The organism is Pseudomonas sp. GW821-FHT01D09 (assembly GCF_059422465.1).
Window position 1 is genome coordinate 1 of sequence record NZ_JBWKWY010000022.1, and the last position, 15,717, is coordinate 15,717.

The 15,717-nt window shown below is 59.9% G+C and carries 14 protein-coding genes; 11 read left to right on the forward strand and 3 right to left on the reverse strand.

The features are described 5' to 3' along the window. The first annotated feature begins 290 nt into the window (after positions 1 to 290). The 7 genes from apaG to AC07W7_RS18440 all read left to right on the forward strand — a co-directional run bounded on the left by apaG (position 291) and on the right by AC07W7_RS18440 (position 8,327). Positions 291 to 671, forward strand: coding sequence for a Co2+/Mg2+ efflux facilitator ApaG/CorD (gene apaG / locus AC07W7_RS18410; protein ID WP_076962233.1), 381 nt, complete (start codon positions 291 to 293; stop codon positions 669 to 671). Continuing rightward, positions 671 to 1,522, forward strand: coding sequence for a symmetrical bis(5'-nucleosyl)-tetraphosphatase (locus AC07W7_RS18415; protein ID WP_495039854.1), 852 nt, complete (start codon positions 671 to 673; stop codon positions 1,520 to 1,522). Before apaG ends, AC07W7_RS18415 begins: the two co-directional genes overlap by 1 nt. A gap of 32 nt (positions 1,523 to 1,554) precedes the next feature. Beyond that, complete coding sequence (gene glpE, locus AC07W7_RS18420; RefSeq protein WP_169901642.1) at positions 1,555 to 1,884, forward strand: thiosulfate sulfurtransferase GlpE; 330 nt, start codon at positions 1,555 to 1,557, stop codon at positions 1,882 to 1,884. 283 nt (positions 1,885 to 2,167) lie between these two features. Beyond that, the gene (locus tag AC07W7_RS18425) at positions 2,168 to 4,090 is read left to right on the forward strand and encodes a PrkA family serine protein kinase (RefSeq protein ID WP_076962236.1); all 1,923 of its coding nucleotides are present in this window, start codon (positions 2,168 to 2,170) and stop codon (positions 4,088 to 4,090) included. 113 nt (positions 4,091 to 4,203) lie between these two features. Continuing rightward, the gene (locus AC07W7_RS18430; RefSeq protein WP_076962237.1) at positions 4,204 to 5,475 is read left to right on the forward strand and encodes a YeaH/YhbH family protein; all 1,272 of its coding nucleotides are present in this window, start codon (positions 4,204 to 4,206) and stop codon (positions 5,473 to 5,475) included. Beyond that, on the forward strand, positions 5,472 to 7,034 hold the full coding sequence (locus tag AC07W7_RS18435) for a SpoVR family protein (RefSeq protein WP_038443818.1): 1,563 nt from the start codon (positions 5,472 to 5,474) through the stop codon (positions 7,032 to 7,034). The genes AC07W7_RS18430 and AC07W7_RS18435 overlap by 4 nt, the downstream gene beginning before the upstream one ends. A gap of 63 nt (positions 7,035 to 7,097) precedes the next feature. After that, positions 7,098 to 8,327 (forward strand): multifunctional CCA addition/repair protein, encoded by a 1,230-nt coding sequence (locus AC07W7_RS18440; protein ID WP_169865942.1) that lies wholly within the window; start codon positions 7,098 to 7,100, stop codon positions 8,325 to 8,327. Between the two features lie 62 nt (positions 8,328 to 8,389). Here the strand turns inward: AC07W7_RS18440 and folK are convergent, their stop codons facing one another. Then, entirely contained in the window at positions 8,390 to 8,902 is a 513-nt protein-coding gene (gene folK, locus AC07W7_RS18445; RefSeq protein ID WP_076962239.1) for a 2-amino-4-hydroxy-6-hydroxymethyldihydropteridine diphosphokinase, read from the reverse strand. Continuing rightward, complete coding sequence (folB, locus tag AC07W7_RS18450) at positions 8,893 to 9,246, reverse strand: dihydroneopterin aldolase (protein ID WP_076962240.1); 354 nt, start codon at positions 9,244 to 9,246, stop codon at positions 8,893 to 8,895. The genes folK and folB overlap by 10 nt, the downstream gene beginning before the upstream one ends. A 74-nt stretch (positions 9,247 to 9,320) precedes the next feature. On the opposite strand from folB, the gene plsY reads away from it, so the two are divergent. Continuing rightward, a complete protein-coding gene (plsY, locus tag AC07W7_RS18455) occupies positions 9,321 to 9,890 on the forward strand; it encodes a glycerol-3-phosphate 1-O-acyltransferase PlsY (RefSeq protein WP_076962241.1) in 570 nt (189 codons plus the stop codon). Positions 9,891 to 9,923: 33 nt separating this feature from the next. On the opposite strand, the gene tsaD is transcribed toward plsY, so the two are convergent. After that, a complete protein-coding gene (tsaD, locus tag AC07W7_RS18460) occupies positions 9,924 to 10,949 on the reverse strand; it encodes a tRNA (adenosine(37)-N6)-threonylcarbamoyltransferase complex transferase subunit TsaD (protein WP_076962242.1) in 1,026 nt (341 codons plus the stop codon). A gap of 203 nt (positions 10,950 to 11,152) precedes the next feature. On the opposite strand from tsaD, the gene rpsU reads away from it, so the two are divergent. The 3 genes from rpsU to rpoD all read left to right on the forward strand — a co-directional run bounded on the left by rpsU (position 11,153) and on the right by rpoD (position 15,704). Next, the gene (gene rpsU / locus AC07W7_RS18465; RefSeq protein WP_002551877.1) at positions 11,153 to 11,368 is read left to right on the forward strand and encodes a 30S ribosomal protein S21; all 216 of its coding nucleotides are present in this window, start codon (positions 11,153 to 11,155) and stop codon (positions 11,366 to 11,368) included. Positions 11,369 to 11,815: 447 nt separating this feature from the next. Beyond that, complete coding sequence (gene dnaG, locus AC07W7_RS18470; protein ID WP_076962243.1) at positions 11,816 to 13,786, forward strand: DNA primase; 1,971 nt, start codon at positions 11,816 to 11,818, stop codon at positions 13,784 to 13,786. Positions 13,787 to 13,853: 67 nt separating this feature from the next. Continuing rightward, positions 13,854 to 15,704 (forward strand): RNA polymerase sigma factor RpoD, encoded by a 1,851-nt coding sequence (rpoD, locus tag AC07W7_RS18475; RefSeq protein WP_076962244.1) that lies wholly within the window; start codon positions 13,854 to 13,856, stop codon positions 15,702 to 15,704. Positions 15,705 to 15,717 lie beyond the last annotated feature (13 nt).

Below are 15,717 nucleotides of genomic sequence, written 5' to 3' on the forward strand. Positions count from 1 at the left end.
CTGCGATGGCGGTGTGTCAGCCAAGGATATAGCGACTGACCCACCGCCATCGCAGGCAAGCCAGCTCCCACACTTATTTTTGCTGGCCCCACTCCCAGCGCCCGCCGCAGTTCCAATGCGTGCGGGCTTGCCAGCTCCCACATTTGAGCCGCGCTACACTGATAGCCCTTCGTCATCTGCCAGGACGCCATCGCTTACCAGGTCAGACACATATCTGGCCTAGTGCCCACCTCATGGCCTAGACTGAGCCGCATCTGCTGTCCTCCGCTTTTGCTCTTAAGGCCTCTTGCATGTCCGATCCTCGCTATCAGATCGACGTCAGCGTCGTCACCCGCTTCCTGGCGGAACAATCGCAACCCGAACAGAATCGCTTTGCCTTTGCCTACACCGTCACGGTGAAGAACAATGGCCAGGTGCCCGCCAAGCTCCTGTCGCGGCACTGGGTCATCACCGACGGCGACGGCCATGTCGAGGAAGTGCGCGGGGCCGGTGTCATCGGCCAACAGCCTCTGATCGACAGCGGCGCCAGCCACACCTACAGCAGCGGCACCGTGATGACCTCCAAGGTCGGCACGATGCAAGGCAGCTACCAGATGCTGGCCGAAGACGGCAAGCACTTCGACGCCATCATTGCCCCCTTCCGCCTGGCGGTGCCCGGAGCCCTGCACTGATGGCAACCTATGCTGTCGGCGACCTGCAAGGCTGCCTGGAGCCGCTCAAACGCCTGCTTGACCGGGTAGCTTTCGACCCGGCCAGGGATCGCCTGTGGCTGGTGGGCGACCTGGTCAACCGCGGCCCGCAATCCCTGGAAACCCTGCGCTACCTGTATCGCCTGCGCGATTCCCTGGTCTGCGTGCTGGGCAACCACGACCTGCACCTGTTGGCGGCAGGCAATAATATCGAGCGCCTGAAAAAGGGCGACACCCTGCGGGAAGTCCTCGAGGCCCCGGATCGCGCCGAGTTGCTCGACTGGCTGCGCCGGCAAAAGCTCGTGCATTACGATGAGAGCCGTAATACCGCCCTGGTGCATGCCGGCATCCCACCGCAATGGACCCTGAAAAAAGCCCTTAAATGTGCCGCCGAGGTCGAAGCCGCCCTGGCTGATGACACCCTGTTCGCCACCTATCTGGACGGCATGTACGGCAATGAACCGCTGAAGTGGGATAACGACCTGACAGGCGCCGCCCGCCTGCGGGTCATCACCAACTACTTCACGCGCATGCGTTTCTGCACCGCCGAAGGCAAACTCGACCTCAAGAGCAAGGAAGGCGCCGAAACCGCCCTGCCCGGCTACAAACCCTGGTTCGCCCACCCAGAACGCAAGACCCGCGACACGAAGATCATCTTCGGTCACTGGGCCGCCCTTGAAGGCCGCTGCGACGAACCCGGCGTATTTGCCCTCGACACCGGTTGCGTGTGGGGCGGGGCCATGACCCTGATGAACATCGACACCGGCGAGCGCCTGAGCTGCCAGTGCCAATCCCCCCTTCCCGTTACACTACCAGCTGCCGCCAAGCGCTAGACGCCGCTTGCCGCCCGCCCAAGGAGCCCGCCATGAGTGAATTCAAACGTATCCCTCCCGAACAAGCCCAGGCCCTGCGTGAGCAAGGCGCCGTGGTGGTGGATATCCGTGATCCCCAGGCCTACGCGCTGAACCACATCACCGGCGCACGGCACCTGGACAACCACAACATTGCCGATTTCATCCGCGCCGCCGACCTCGACGCCCCCGTGATCGTGGCCTGCTATCACGGCAACTCCAGCCAGAGTGCGGCGGCTTATCTGGTCAGCCAGGGCTTCTCCGATGTCTACAGCCTGGACGGCGGCTTTGAGCTGTGGCGTACGACGTATCCTGCGGAAATGGTTAGCGGCGATTCGCAATAATTTTTTTCAAACCCCGCTACCCCGCGTGACGCTTGGGCTCGCGCCGTTTCTGACGAACGGCGCGCCCAAACTAATTGGGCATCTCGCCTTGACCTCCCGGATTCCCAACTATCATTAAGCGCAGGCCATCCAAAACAGGGGAGAGCCGGTACACCGGCGTGCGGGTCATCGGTAGCGTTTCAGGGTGTTCTGGGGGGAAATGGCCACGGCAAACGCCAATGGCTGCCAGCATCGACTGATTGATCCAGCGTCGGCTCCAGGTATCGAGCGAGGTGACGACGTCATGAGTATTTTTAGCCACTTCCAACAACGCTTCGAGTCCACACAGCAAGAAGAACTCACGCTGCAAGAGTATCTTGAGCTGTGCAAAAAGGACCGCAGCACCTACGCATCTGCCGCCGAGCGCCTGCTACTGGCGATTGGCGAGCCGGAACTGGTAGACACCGCCAACAACTCGCGGTTGTCGCGAATCTTCTCCAACAAGGTGATCCGCCGCTACCCGGCCTTTGAAGACTTCCATGGCATGGAAGAATGCATCGACCAGATCGTCTCCTACTTCCGCCATGCCGCCCAGGGCCTGGAAGAGAAGAAACAGATCCTTTACCTGCTCGGCCCCGTGGGCGGCGGTAAATCTTCCCTGGCCGAAAAACTCAAGCAACTGATTGAAAAGGTGCCGTTCTACGCGATCAAGGGCTCTCCGGTGTTCGAGTCGCCCCTTGGCCTGTTCAACGCCACCGAAGACGGCGCGATCCTCGAAGAGGACTTCGGTATCCCACGGCGCTATCTCAACACCATCATGTCGCCCTGGGCCACCAAGCGCCTGGCCGAATTCGGCGGCGATATCAGCCAGTTCCGGGTGGTGAAACTCTATCCGTCGATCCTCAACCAGATCGGCGTGGCCAAGACCGAACCGGGGGATGAGAACAACCAGGATATTTCGGCGCTGGTGGGCAAGGTCGATATCCGCAAACTGGAGGAGTTCCCGCAGAACGACGCTGACGCCTACAGCTACTCGGGCGCACTGTGCCGGGCCAACCAGGGCCTGATGGAGTTCGTGGAGATGTTCAAGGCGCCGATCAAGGTGCTGCACCCACTGCTCACCGCGACCCAGGAAGGCAACTACAACAGCACCGAAGGCCTGGGGGCGATTCCGTTCACCGGCATCTTGCTGGCCCACTCCAACGAATCGGAGTGGCACACCTTCCGCAACAACAAGAACAACGAAGCCTTCATCGACCGGATCTACATCGTCAAGGTGCCGTACTGCCTGCGGGTCAGCGATGAAATCAAGATTTACGACAAGCTGCTGTTCAACAGCTCCCTGGCCAAGGCCCATTGCGCGCCAGACACCCTGAAGATGCTCGCCCAGTTCACCGTGCTGTCGCGCCTCAAGGAACCGGAAAACTCGAATATCTACTCGAAAATGCGCGTTTATGACGGGGAGAACCTCAAGGACACCGATCCCAAGGCCAAGTCGATCCAGGAATACCGCGACACGGCGGGCGTCGATGAGGGCATGAACGGCCTGTCGACCCGCTTCGCCTTCAAAATCCTGTCCAAGGTCTTCAACTTCGACCCCCATGAGATCGCCGCCAACCCGGTGCACCTGCTCTATGTGCTAGAGCAGCAGATCGAACAGGAACAATTCCAGGCTGAAACCCGCGAGCGCTACCTGCGCTTCCTCAAGGAGTACCTGGCGCCACGCTATATCGAGTTCATCGGCAAGGAAATCCAGACCGCCTACCTGGAGTCCTACAGCGAATACGGCCAGAACATCTTCGACCGCTACGTGCTGTACGCCGACTTCTGGATCCAGGACCAGGAATACCGCGACCCGGAGACCGGCGAGATCCTCAACCGCGTAGCCCTCAACGAAGAGCTGGAAAAGATCGAAAAACCGGCCGGCATCAGCAACCCGAAGGATTTCCGCAACGAAATCGTCAACTTCGTACTGCGCGCCCGGGCCAACAACAACGGCAAGAACCCTACCTGGCTCAGCTACGAGAAGCTGCGGGTGGTCATCGAGAAGAAAATGTTCTCCAACACCGAGGATCTGCTGCCGGTCATCAGCTTCAACGCCAAGGCCAGCAAGGAGGACCAGCAAAAACACAACGACTTCGTGACACGAATGGTCGAGCGCGGCTACACCGACAAACAGGTGCGCCTGCTCTCCGAGTGGTACCTGCGGGTTCGCAAATCGCAGTAAGGCAGCGACAAGCGCATGCTGCCGGGCCCCTGGCCTGGCAGCTGACCGCTTGTCTCTAAGCTTCCAGCTCGCGGCTTGAAGCTTGTAACGTGAAGCTGCCCGGAGGGCTCCCTATGAGCTATGTGATCGACCGACGCCTCAATGGCAAGAACAAGAGCACGGTAAACCGCCAGCGTTTCCTGCGGCGTTACCGCGACCACATCAAAAAGGCCGTCGAAGAGGCGGTAAGTCGCCGCTCCATTACCGATATGGAGCACGGCGAGCAGATCAGCATTCCCGGCCGGGATATCGACGAACCGGTACTGCATCACGGCCGTGGCGGCAAACAGACCGTGGTTCATCCGGGAAACAAGGAATTCACCAGCGGCGAGCATATCCAGCGCCCTCAGGGTGGCGGCGGTGGCAAAGGCCCGGGCAAGGCCGGTAACTCCGGCGAAGGCATGGACGAGTTCGTATTCCAGATCACCCAGGAGGAGTTTCTCGAATTCATGTTCGAGGACCTGGAACTGCCCAACCTGGTCAAACGCAACCTGACCGGCACCGACACCTTCAAGACCGTCCGCGCCGGTATCAGCAACGAGGGCAACCCCTCGCGGATCAATATCATCCGCACCCTGCGCTCGGCCCACGCGCGACGGATTGCCCTCTCAGGCAGCAGCCGCGCCAAACTCAGGGAGGCCAAGGAAGAACTGGCGCGATTGAAGCGCGAAGAGCCAGACAACTTCGGCGATATCCAGGAAATCGAAACGGAAATCGAGAAACTCAGCGCACGCATTCACCGTGTGCCGTTCCTCGACACCTTCGATTTGAAATACAACCTGCTGGTCAAGCAACCCAACCCCAGCTCCAAGGCCGTGATGTTTTGCCTGATGGACGTTTCCGGCTCCATGACCCAGGCGACCAAGGACATCGCCAAGCGCTTCTTTATCCTGCTGTACCTGTTTCTCAAGCGGAACTACGACAAGATCGACGTCGTCTTTATTCGCCATCACACCAGCGCCCGCGAGGTCGACGAAGAAGAGTTTTTCTATTCGCGGGAGACTGGCGGCACCATCGTGTCCAGCGCGCTGAAGCTGATGCAGGAAATCATGGCTGAACGCTACCCAGCCAACGAATGGAACATCTACGCCGCCCAGGCCTCCGACGGCGACAACTGGAACGACGACTCGCCCGTCTGCCGCGACATCCTGATCAACCAGATCATGCCGTTCGTGCAGTACTACACTTATGTGGAGATTACCCCCCGCGAGCACCAGGCCCTGTGGTTTGAATACGAGCGCATCGGTGAAGCCTTCGCCGACACCTTCGCCCAGCAACAACTGGTCTCGGCCGGCGATATCTATCCGGTCTTCCGTGAACTCTTCCAGCGCAGGTTAGTGACATGACCGCCAAAGAGCATAAGCGCCAACCCATTTCCACGGGGTCCGAATGGACTTTTGAACTGATCCAGGCCTATGACCGGGAAATCAGCCGCATTGCGGCCGGTTATGCCCTGGATACCTATCCCAACCAGATCGAAGTGATCACCGCCGAGCAAATGATGGACGCGTACGCCTCGGTGGGCATGCCCCTGGGCTATCACCATTGGTCCTATGGCAAGCACTTCCTCAGCACCGAGAAGTCCTACACCCGCGGCCAGATGGGGCTGGCCTATGAAATCGTGATCAACTCCGACCCGTGCATTGCCTACCTGATGGAAGAAAACACCATCTGCATGCAGGCACTGGTGGTGGCCCATGCGTGCTATGGCCACAACAGCTTTTTCAAGGGCAACTACCTGTTCCGCACCTGGACCGACGCCAGTTCGATCATCGATTACCTGGTGTTCGCCAAGCAGTACATCATGCAATGCGAAGAGCGCCACGGGATCGACGCCGTGGAAGACCTGCTGGATTCCTGCCATGCCTTGATGAACTACGGCGTGGACCGCTACAAACGCCCCTACCCCATTTCTGCCGAGGAAGAACGGCTACGGCAGAAGGACCGTGAAGAGCATTTGCAAAAGCAGATCAACGACCTGTGGCGCACCATCCCCAAACGCGCCGACAAGAACAGCGACAAAGACAATGCACGCTTCCCCGTCGAACCCCAGGAAAACATCCTGTATTTCCTGGAAAAACACGCGCCGCTGCTGGAGCCCTGGCAGCGGGAAATCGTGCGGATCGTGCGCAAGATCGCCCAGTACTTCTACCCACAACGCCAGACCCAGGTGATGAACGAGGGCTGGGCCACGTTCTGGCACTACACCCTGATGAACGACCTCTACGACGAAGGCCTGGTGACCGACGGCTTCATGATGGAGTTCCTCACCTCCCATACCAGCGTGGTCTTCCAGCCAGGCTTCGACAGCCCCTACTACAGCGGCATCAACCCCTATGCCCTGGGCTTTGCCATGTATCGGGATATCCGGCGCATGTGCGAACACCCCACCGAAGAGGATCGCCGCTGGTTCCCGGAGATCGCCGGCAGCGACTGGCTATCGACCATCAAGTTCGCCATGAGCAGCTTCAAGGACGAGAGCTTTATCCTGCAGTACCTGTCGCCCCAGGTGATTCGCGATCTCAAGCTGTTCAGCATTATGGACGACGACCTCAAGGACGACCTGCTGGTGCCCGCGATCCACGACGAAGCCGGTTACCGCACCATCCGCGAAACCCTGGCGGCCCAATACAACCTGGGCAACCGCGAGCCCAACGTGCAGATCTACAGCATCGATATGCGCGGGGATCGCTCCCTGACCCTGCGCCACCAGCAACATGACCGCAAACCCCTGGGAGAGTCCACGGACGAAGTGCTCAAGCACCTGCACCGGCTATGGGGCTTCGATATCCACCTGGAGACCCTGCAAGGCGACCAAGTGATGAAGACCCACCATGTTCCGCCGCGCAACGAACACAACGACAACGATTACGGCCGCCTGGACCTGGCCGTGGTTCACCTTTGACGCAGCAATGCCTCCATTGGCCTGGCGCAGGCGTTATCCTGTAGGGCTAATGGAGGCTTTTTCATGCAAATCTACACAGTCGGTGGAGCGGTACGTGATCGCTTGCTGGGCATTCCCGTGACCGATATCGACCGGGTCGTCGTCGGGGCCACCACCGAAGAAATGCTCGCCAGGGGCTATCGGCCCGTGGGTTCTGACTTTCCGGTGTTTCTGGACCCAGACAACAACGAGGAGTACGCCCTCGCCCGTACCGAACGCAAAAGCGGCCGGGGCTATGGCGGCTTTGTGTTTCATGCCAGCCCTGACGTCACCCTCGAACAAGACCTGATCCGTCGCGACCTGACCATCAACGCCATGGCCGAAGACGACGACGGCAACCTGACCGATCCGTACAACGGCCAACGCGACCTGCAAGCCCGGGTATTGCGCCACGTTTCCCCGGCGTTCGCCGAAGATCCCCTGCGTGTACTGCGGGTTGCACGGTTTGCCGCACGTTATGCCAGCCTCGGTTTTACTATCGCCCCCGAAACCCTGGAATTGATGCGCCAGCTCAGTGACTCCGGCGAACTGGAAGCCCTGACGCCGGAACGCAGCTGGAAGGAAATTTCCCGGGCCCTGATGGAAGATCAGCCACAGGTATTTATCCAGGTACTGCGCGACTGCCATGCCCTGAAAACCCTGCTGCCGGAAGTGGATGCGCTGTTTGGTGTGCCCCAACCCGAAGCCCACCATCCCGAGATCGATACCGGCATCCATACCCTGAGCGTGCTGGAGCAGGCCGCCCTGCACGCCCAACCCCTGACCGTGCGCTGGGCCTGCCTGCTGCATGACCTGGGCAAGGGCCTGACCCCTGTGGATAAGTTACCCAGGCATATCGCTCACGAACAGCGGGGCCTGAAGCTGATCAGGGCGGTCAATGAACGCTTCAAAGTGCCAAAAGACTGTCAGGAACTGGCGCTACTGGTCGGCGAGTATCACACCCATGGCCATCGGGCACTGGAGCTGAAAGCCTCGACCCTGCTGGAGTTGCTGCAGAGTTTTGACGTCTTCCGCCGGCCACAGCGCTTTGAAGAGTTTGTCGTCGCCTGCGAAATGGACGCGCGAGGCCGCAAGGGCCTTGAGCAGCGAAGTTATCCACAGGCGGATTATTTACGGGGTGCCGCACAGGTGGCACGAGGCGTTGCAGTGGCGCCACTGCTGGAGAAAGGCTTCAAGGGCCCGCAACTGGGCGAAGCCCTCAAGCGCGAACGGCTCAACGCCCTGAAAGCCTACAAAGAACAGCATTCAGTGTAGGAGCGGGCTTGCCCGCGATGGCGTCAGTAATATCACCGCAAGCCAGAGCGGCAAGCCGACGCCTACAGGTCCGGGGTGAGCTGCTGGTCGCGCCATTTGAAGGCAACCGGGGCCAGCACCTGATCGATCTGCGCGTCGCGCCACAACGCGGCAAACGTCTTGCCCACTTCAGGATGCACGCGCTCGGGCGCCATCAACGACAGCGGCCACAGCACAAAGGCGTTCTTCAGGATTTCTGCGCGTGGCAACACCAGCCCGTCAAAATTACCCGTCAGGTCGCCATACAGCAACACATCGATATCCAGGGGCAGGCCCTTGCGATCTGGCGCATAACGGCCATTGTCGGCCTCGATGGATTTCAAGCGGCGATCCAACTCCATCAACGGCAAATCGGTGTACGCCGAGACCACCAGGTTGAAGAACGGCCCGCTCTTGATCCCCACCGGCTGACTTTCAAATACGGCGGAACAGCGCATATCGGTCAAAAAGCCATCCAACGCCTCAAGACCCGCATGCAAATGGGGCTCGCGCTCGATATTGCTGCCAAGGCCAAGGTAAACCTGAGTTAGCGACATCCGCGCTCGATCTCCACGCCCACGCCCTTGGCAGCCGGGACGGCACCGGGCTTGGTCAACTTGAGGCGCAGCCAGGGGATCTGGAATTCTTCCATCAAGACCTGCGCCAGGCGTTCGGCGAACGTTTCCACCAGTTGGAATTGCGCCTGCGCGGCAAAGGCCTGGATGCGCGTGGAAACACTGGCGTAATCGAGGGCCAGGGTCAGGTCATCACCGGCTGCGGCCGGGCGATTATCCCAGGCGAAACTCAGGTCCAGGCGCAGGCATTGACGGATACCTCGCTCCCAGTCGTAGGCCCCGATCACGGTGTCGACTTCCAGGCCTTCGATAAACACTCTGTCCAAGCACTCTTCTCCACAGCACGACAAGGGCGCAATGCCCCGTTAGAATCAAGGCGTCCTCGCCCGGAATAGTTAGCATGTCTTGGTTACTGGCGACCCTCGCCTACCTGCTCGGCTCGCTGTCCTTTGCCATCTTGCTCAGCCGCCTGACGGGAAGTCCCGACCCGCGCATGGGTGGCTCAGGCAATGCCGGCGCCACCAATATGTTGCGCCTGGCCGGCAAGAAACTCGCCGTACTCACGCTGCTTGGCGACGTCTGCAAAGGCCTTTTACCCGTACTGATCGCCGACCTCGCCGGCCTTTCCCTGCAACAACAGGCCTGGATCGGCGTGTGTGCCGTGCTCGGCCATCTGTTCCCGCTGTACTTTCGCTTTCGCGGTGGCAAGGGCGTCGCGACGGCGGCCGGCATGCTGCTGGGGATCTATCCACCGGCGGCGCTGCTGGCGGTGCTCGCCTGGCTGCTGACGTTCTACCTGACCCGCACCAGCTCCCTCGCGGCTTTGATCGCCACCCCCCTGACCCTGCCATTGCTGGCCTGGCAGGAGCCTGCGGCCCTGCTGCCGATGAGCGTACTCACCCTGCTGATTGTATGGCGCCATCGCGGCAATTTACGCGACCTGTTTGCCGGGCGCGAACGGCATTTTTAAATACGCCCGCTGAACCCGGCTCATGTTCGTCGCTCACAACGGCGGCAACTGCTCCATCGGCCAGCGCGCCTGCACGCTGATGGCCAGGCTCTCATGCTGGCCAGCCTGCAAGCGCTGGCAGCCGGCGAAGGCAATCATCGCGCCGTTATCGGTGCAGAACTCGGGGCGCGCGTAGAACACCTCGCCCTTGAGGTCGCCGAGCATCTTTTCCAGTGACAGGCGCAACGCCTTGTTCGCACTGACGCCTCCAGCGATGACCAGGCGCTTCATGCCGGCCTGCTTCAAGGCGCGCTTGCACTTGATGGTCAAAGTCTCCACCACCGCCTGCTGGAACGCCAGAGAGATGTCGCAACGGGCTTGCTCGCCGTCGTCCCCGGCACTGACGCTTTGCTGCCAGGTGTTCAAGGCAAAGGTTTTCAGGCCGCTGAAGCTGAACATCAGGCCAGGGCGATCGCACATCGGACGCGGGAAGGTATAGCGCCCGGGCACGCCTTTTTCGGCAAGGCGCGCGATTTCCGGGCCGCCGGGATAATTGAGGTCCATCATCTTGGCGGTCTTGTCGAACGCTTCACCGGCAGCATCGTCCAGGGTTTCGCCCAAAAGCGTGTACTGACCGATTCCGTCGACCTGAACCAGCTGCGTATGGCCTCCCGAAACCAACAAAGCGACGAACGGGAACCCGGGCGGGTTTTCTTCCAGCATCGGTGCCAGTAAATGGCCTTCCATATGGTGCACGCCAAGGGCTGGAATGCCCCAGGCAAATGCCAGCGCCTGGGCACAGGAAGCCCCAACCAGCAGGGCCCCGACCAATCCGGGGCCGGCGGTGTAGGCGATGGCATCGATCTCGGTGGCAACGCAATCGGCCTCGTCCAGCACCTGGCGAATCAATGGCAACATGCGTTTGACGTGATCACGGCTGGCGAGCTCCGGCACCACGCCGCCATAGGCCCGATGCAAGTCGATCTGACTGAACAGTGCATCGGCCAAAAGCCCGCGTTCACTGTCGTAAAGCGCGACGCCGGTCTCGTCGCAGGAGGTTTCTAAGCCCAGTACTAACATGGGTTTGCGCCTTGTAGAGGCTGAATTTGAAGGCGCGCATAATAGTCGCCACTTCCCTTCCCGACTAGCGGTTTTCGATCAGAGGCTTTGCATTCCGGGCAATGAGGGGTTAACATCCGCAACCCTTAAAAACCGACGACCTCAGCCGCGAATTTTTTGCGACGAGAACGTTGATTCCCGGTAATGAAAGAAGGTAGCTCTGGATGCCAGCCGTCAAAGTAAAAGAGAACGAACCCTTCGACGTAGCTCTGCGTCGTTTCAAGCGCTCCTGCGAAAAAGCCGGTGTTCTGGCTGAAGTTCGTAGCCGCGAATTTTATGAGAAGCCAACTTCTGAGCGTAAGCGTAAAGCAGCAGCCGCTGTTAAGCGTCACGCCAAGAAAGTTCAGCGCGAACAGCGCCGCGCCGTTCGTCTGTACTAATACACAGACGTTCGTAGCAAGCTTCTGCCAAGCCCGGCCCTCAGCCGGGCTGTTGGCATTTGCGGATATCGCTTGATGCTTCACCGTCGACGCCGCCCATGCGACCGAGACAAAGCTTCACACGTCAGGACTGGCTCTTTTGCCAGCGGTGCACGTCTCTTCTGACGAGCCTATCAAGGCTACTGACGAGCACACTTATTTTCCAGGCAGGCGATCAATAGGTCGACTGTGCCCCATGATGAGCTTCCGAGGCCGCCATTGGCCGTGACCGGACTCCAGGGCAACACTTTCAAACACGTCGAAGACTGATTGGAACTAACGTCAGTGAATGCTCGACAGATACACTTCCTGACAGCCCAAACAGACAATCGATGATCAAGCCGCCGCTATCGGGCGCCTTGAGTGCGTCACGGGCCCTCATTTACACGCAGTGATGACGAGAACGCCATGGCCGGGCTAATTCCCCAGAGCTTTATTGACGACCTTCTGAACCGCACCGACATCGTCGATGTTGTCAGCTCGCGCGTGCAAATGAAAAAGGCCGGCAAGAACTACACCGCCTGCTGCCCGTTCCACAAAGAAAAGACCCCATCGTTCAGCGTCAGCCCCGACAAGCAGTTCTACTACTGCTTCGGCTGCGGCGCGGGCGGCAATGCCCTGGGCTTTATCATGGACCACGACAACCTGGACTTCCCCCAGGCCGTCGAGGAACTGGCCAAAGCCGCCGGCATGGAAATCCCCCGCGAAGAAAGTGGTCGGCCGCACAAACCGCGCCAACCCACCGACTCGCCGCTGTACCCGCTGCTCACCGCCGCCGCCGAGTTCTATCGCCAGGCCCTGAAAAGCCATCCGCAACGCAAGGCCGCCGTGGACTACCTCAAGGGCCGTGGCCTGACCGGGGAAATCGCCCGCGACTTCGGCCTGGGCTTTGCCCCGCCTGGCTGGGACAACCTGTACAAACACCTGAGCAGCGACACCCTGCAGCAAAAAGCCATGATCGACGCCGGCCTGCTGGTGGAAAACGCCGAGACCGGCAAGCGCTATGACCGTTTCCGCGACCGGGTGATGTTCCCGATCCGCGACAGCCGTGGCCGCATCATCGCCTTTGGCGGCCGGGTGCTGGGTGACGACAAACCCAAATACCTGAACTCCCCGGAAACCCCGGTATTTCACAAGGGCCAGGAACTCTACGGCCTGTTTGAAGCGCGCAAGAACAACCGCAACCTCGATGAAATCATCGTGGTCGAAGGCTATATGGACGTCATCGCCCTGGCCCAGCAAGGCCTGCGCAATGCCGTGGCGACCCTCGGCACCGCTACCAGCGAAGAACACATGAAGCGCCTGTTTCGCGTGGTGCCCAGCGTGCTGTTCTGCTTCGACGGCGACCAGGCCGGCCGCAATGCCGCCTGGCGTGCCCTCGAAGCCACCCTGTCGAGCCTGCAGGATGGGCGCCGTGCGCGCTTCCTGTTCCTGCCCGAAGGCGAAGACCCGGATACCCTGGTGCGCTCCGAAGGCACCGATGCGTTTCGCGCACGCATCCACCAGCACGCACAACCGCTGGCCGATTACTTTTTCCAGCAACTGACCGAAGAGGCCGACCCGCGCTCCCTCGAAGGCAAGGCCCACATGGCCACCCTCGCAGCACCGCTGATCGACAAGGTACCCGGCGCCAACCTCAAGGCCCTGATGCGCCAACGCCTGTTGGAAATCACCGGCCTGAGCGGCGAGGCGGTCAGCCAGCTGGTGCATAGCGCGCCCCAGGAGGCACCACCGGCCTACGACCCCGGCTTTGACTACGACGCCATGCCGGACTACGCCGACTTTCACCAGCCTCAAGAAGCCTTTGTGCCTCAACAGGACTGGACACCGAAGAAACCCGGTGCCGGCGGCAAGAAATGGGACAAAAAGCCCTGGAGCAAAAACGGCAAGCGCGGCGACCGCGACGAGGCCTACGCCCCGCGCACGCCGGTGGCCGTAGAGGCCCCGACGCTGATTGCCCTGCGCACCCTGATCCACCACCCGCAATTGGCGGGCCGGGTGGAAAGCGCCGAACATTTTGCCAATGAGAGCAATACCTATGCCCAGGTGCTGATTGCCCTGATCGAGGCCGTGCAGAAAAATCCTAAGCTAAACTCAATCCAGTTGATGGCCCGCTGGCATGGCACCGAGCAAGGGCGTCTTTTGAAAGCACTCGCAGAAAAGGAGTGGTTAATTGACGGCGACAACCTTGAACAACAGTTTTTAGACACCATTACAAGGTTATCTGCGGGTCAACATACGCAGACCCTCGATGAGCTCATCAAGAGAGCAAGGCAGCCGGGATTGTCGGCTGAAGAGCAAATTCAGATAGCAAAACAGATGCGCGACCTCTTAAAACAGAATGTTTCCGCATCAAACCCGACCTCAGCTGGCGTGTGAGGTCATAGCTCGGGTATAATCCTCGGCTTGTTTTTTGCCCGCCAAGACCTTCAGTGGATAGGGTGTTATGTCCGGAAAAGCGCAACAGCAGTCTCGTATCAAAGATTTGATCCTCCTTGGTCGTGAGCAGAAGTATCTGACTTACGCAGAGGTCAATGACCACCTGCCTGAAGATATTTCAGATCCAGAGCAGGTGGAAGACATCATCCGCATGATCAATGACATGGGGATCCCCGTACACGAGAGTGCTCCGGATGCGGACGCCCTTATGTTGGCCGACTCCGATACCGACGAGGCAGCCGCTGAAGAAGCAGCTGCCGCGCTGGCAGCGGTGGAGACCGACATCGGTCGCACGACTGACCCTGTGCGCATGTATATGCGCGAAATGGGTACGGTAGAGCTACTGACACGGGAAGGCGAAATCGAAATCGCCAAGCGTATCGAAGAGGGCATCCGTGAAGTGATGGGCGCGATCGCGCACTTCCCAGGCACGGTTGACCACATTCTCTCCGAGTACACCCGCGTGACCACCGAAGGTGGCCGCCTGTCCGACGTCCTGAGCGGTTATATCGACCCGGACGACGGCATTACGCCGCCGGCTGCCGAAATTCCGCCGCCTGTCGACCCGAAAGCCGTGAAAGCGGACGACGAAACCGACGACGACGAGGCTGAAGCCAGCACCGACGACGAAGAAGAAGTCGAAAGCGGCCCGGATCCGATCATCGCAGCCCAGCGCTTTGGCGCGGTCTCCGATCAGATGGAACTGGCGCGCAAGGCCCTGAAGAAGCACGGTCGTGGTAGCAAGCAGGCAACCGCCGAACTGCTGGCCCTGGCCGAGCTGTTCATGCCGATCAAACTGGTACCGAAGCAATTCGAGGGCCTGGTTGAGCGGGTTCGTAGCGCCCTTGAGCGTCTGCGTGCACAAGAGCGGGCGATCATGCAGCTCTGTGTCCGTGATGCGCGCATGCCGCGTGCCGACTTTCTGCGCCAGTTCCCGGGCAATGAAGTCGACGAAAGCTGGACCGACGCACTGGCCAAGGGCAAAAGCAAATACGCTGAAGCCATTGGTCGCTTCCAGGCCGACATCGTTCGTTGCCAGCAGAAGCTGACTGCATTGCAGACCGAAACCGGTCTGACGATTGCCGAGATCAAGGACATCAACCGTCGCATGTCGATCGGCGAGGCCAAGGCCCGCCGCGCGAAGAAAGAGATGGTTGAAGCGAACTTGCGTCTGGTGATCTCCATCGCCAAGAAGTACACCAACCGTGGCCTGCAATTCCTCGACCTGATCCAGGAAGGCAACATCGGCTTGATGAAGGCTGTGGACAAGTTTGAATACCGTCGCGGCTACAAGTTCTCGACCTATGCCACCTGGTGGATCCGTCAGGCGATCACTCGCTCGATCGCCGACCAGGCCCGCACCATCCGTATTCCGGTGCACATGATCGAGACCATCAACAAGCTCAACCGTATTTCCCGGCAGATGTTGCAGGAAATGGGTCGTGAACCGACCCCGGAAGAGCTGGGCGAACGCATGGAAATGCCTGAGGATAAAATCCGCAAGGTATTGAAGATCGCTAAAGAGCCGATCTCCATGGAAACCCCGATCGGTGATGACGAAGACTCCCACCTGGGTGACTTCATCGAAGACTCGACCATGCAGTCGCCAATCGATGTCGCCACCGTTGAGAGCCTCAAGGAAGCGACGCGCGACGTACTGTCCGGCCTCACTGCCCGTGAAGCCAAGGTACTGCGCATGCGCTTCGGCATCGACATGAATACCGACCACACCCTTGAGGAAGTCGGTAAGCAGTTTGACGTGACCCGCGAGCGGATCCGCCAGATCGAAGCCAAGGCGCTGCGCAAGTTGCGCCACCCGACGAGAAGCGAGCATTTGCGCTCCTTCCTCGACGAGTGATCACAAAACCCCC

Bases quoted from the DNA above. Each gene is read 5' to 3' on its own strand.
- apaG (WP_076962233.1), top strand. From the start codon at position 291: ATGTCCGATCCTCGCTATCAGATCGACGTCAGCGTCGTCACCCGCTTC.
- AC07W7_RS18415 (WP_495039854.1), top strand. From the start codon at position 671: ATGGCAACCTATGCTGTCGGCGACCTGCAAGGCTGCCTGGAGCCGCTC.
- glpE (WP_169901642.1), top strand. From the start codon at position 1,555: ATGAGTGAATTCAAACGTATCCCTCCCGAACAAGCCCAGGCCCTGCGT.
- AC07W7_RS18425 (WP_076962236.1), top strand. From the start codon at position 2,168: ATGAGTATTTTTAGCCACTTCCAACAACGCTTCGAGTCCACACAGCAA.
- AC07W7_RS18430 (WP_076962237.1), top strand. From the start codon at position 4,204: ATGAGCTATGTGATCGACCGACGCCTCAATGGCAAGAACAAGAGCACG.
- AC07W7_RS18435 (WP_038443818.1), top strand. From the start codon at position 5,472: ATGACCGCCAAAGAGCATAAGCGCCAACCCATTTCCACGGGGTCCGAA.
- AC07W7_RS18440 (WP_169865942.1), top strand. From the start codon at position 7,098: ATGCAAATCTACACAGTCGGTGGAGCGGTACGTGATCGCTTGCTGGGC.
- folK (WP_076962239.1), bottom strand. From the start codon at position 8,902: ATGTCGCTAACTCAGGTTTACCTTGGCCTTGGCAGCAATATCGAGCGC.
- plsY (WP_076962241.1), top strand. From the start codon at position 9,321: ATGTCTTGGTTACTGGCGACCCTCGCCTACCTGCTCGGCTCGCTGTCC.
- tsaD (WP_076962242.1), bottom strand. From the start codon at position 10,949: ATGTTAGTACTGGGCTTAGAAACCTCCTGCGACGAGACCGGCGTCGCG.
- rpsU (WP_002551877.1), top strand. From the start codon at position 11,153: ATGCCAGCCGTCAAAGTAAAAGAGAACGAACCCTTCGACGTAGCTCTG.
- dnaG (WP_076962243.1), top strand. From the start codon at position 11,816: ATGGCCGGGCTAATTCCCCAGAGCTTTATTGACGACCTTCTGAACCGC.
- rpoD (WP_076962244.1), top strand. From the start codon at position 13,854: ATGTCCGGAAAAGCGCAACAGCAGTCTCGTATCAAAGATTTGATCCTC.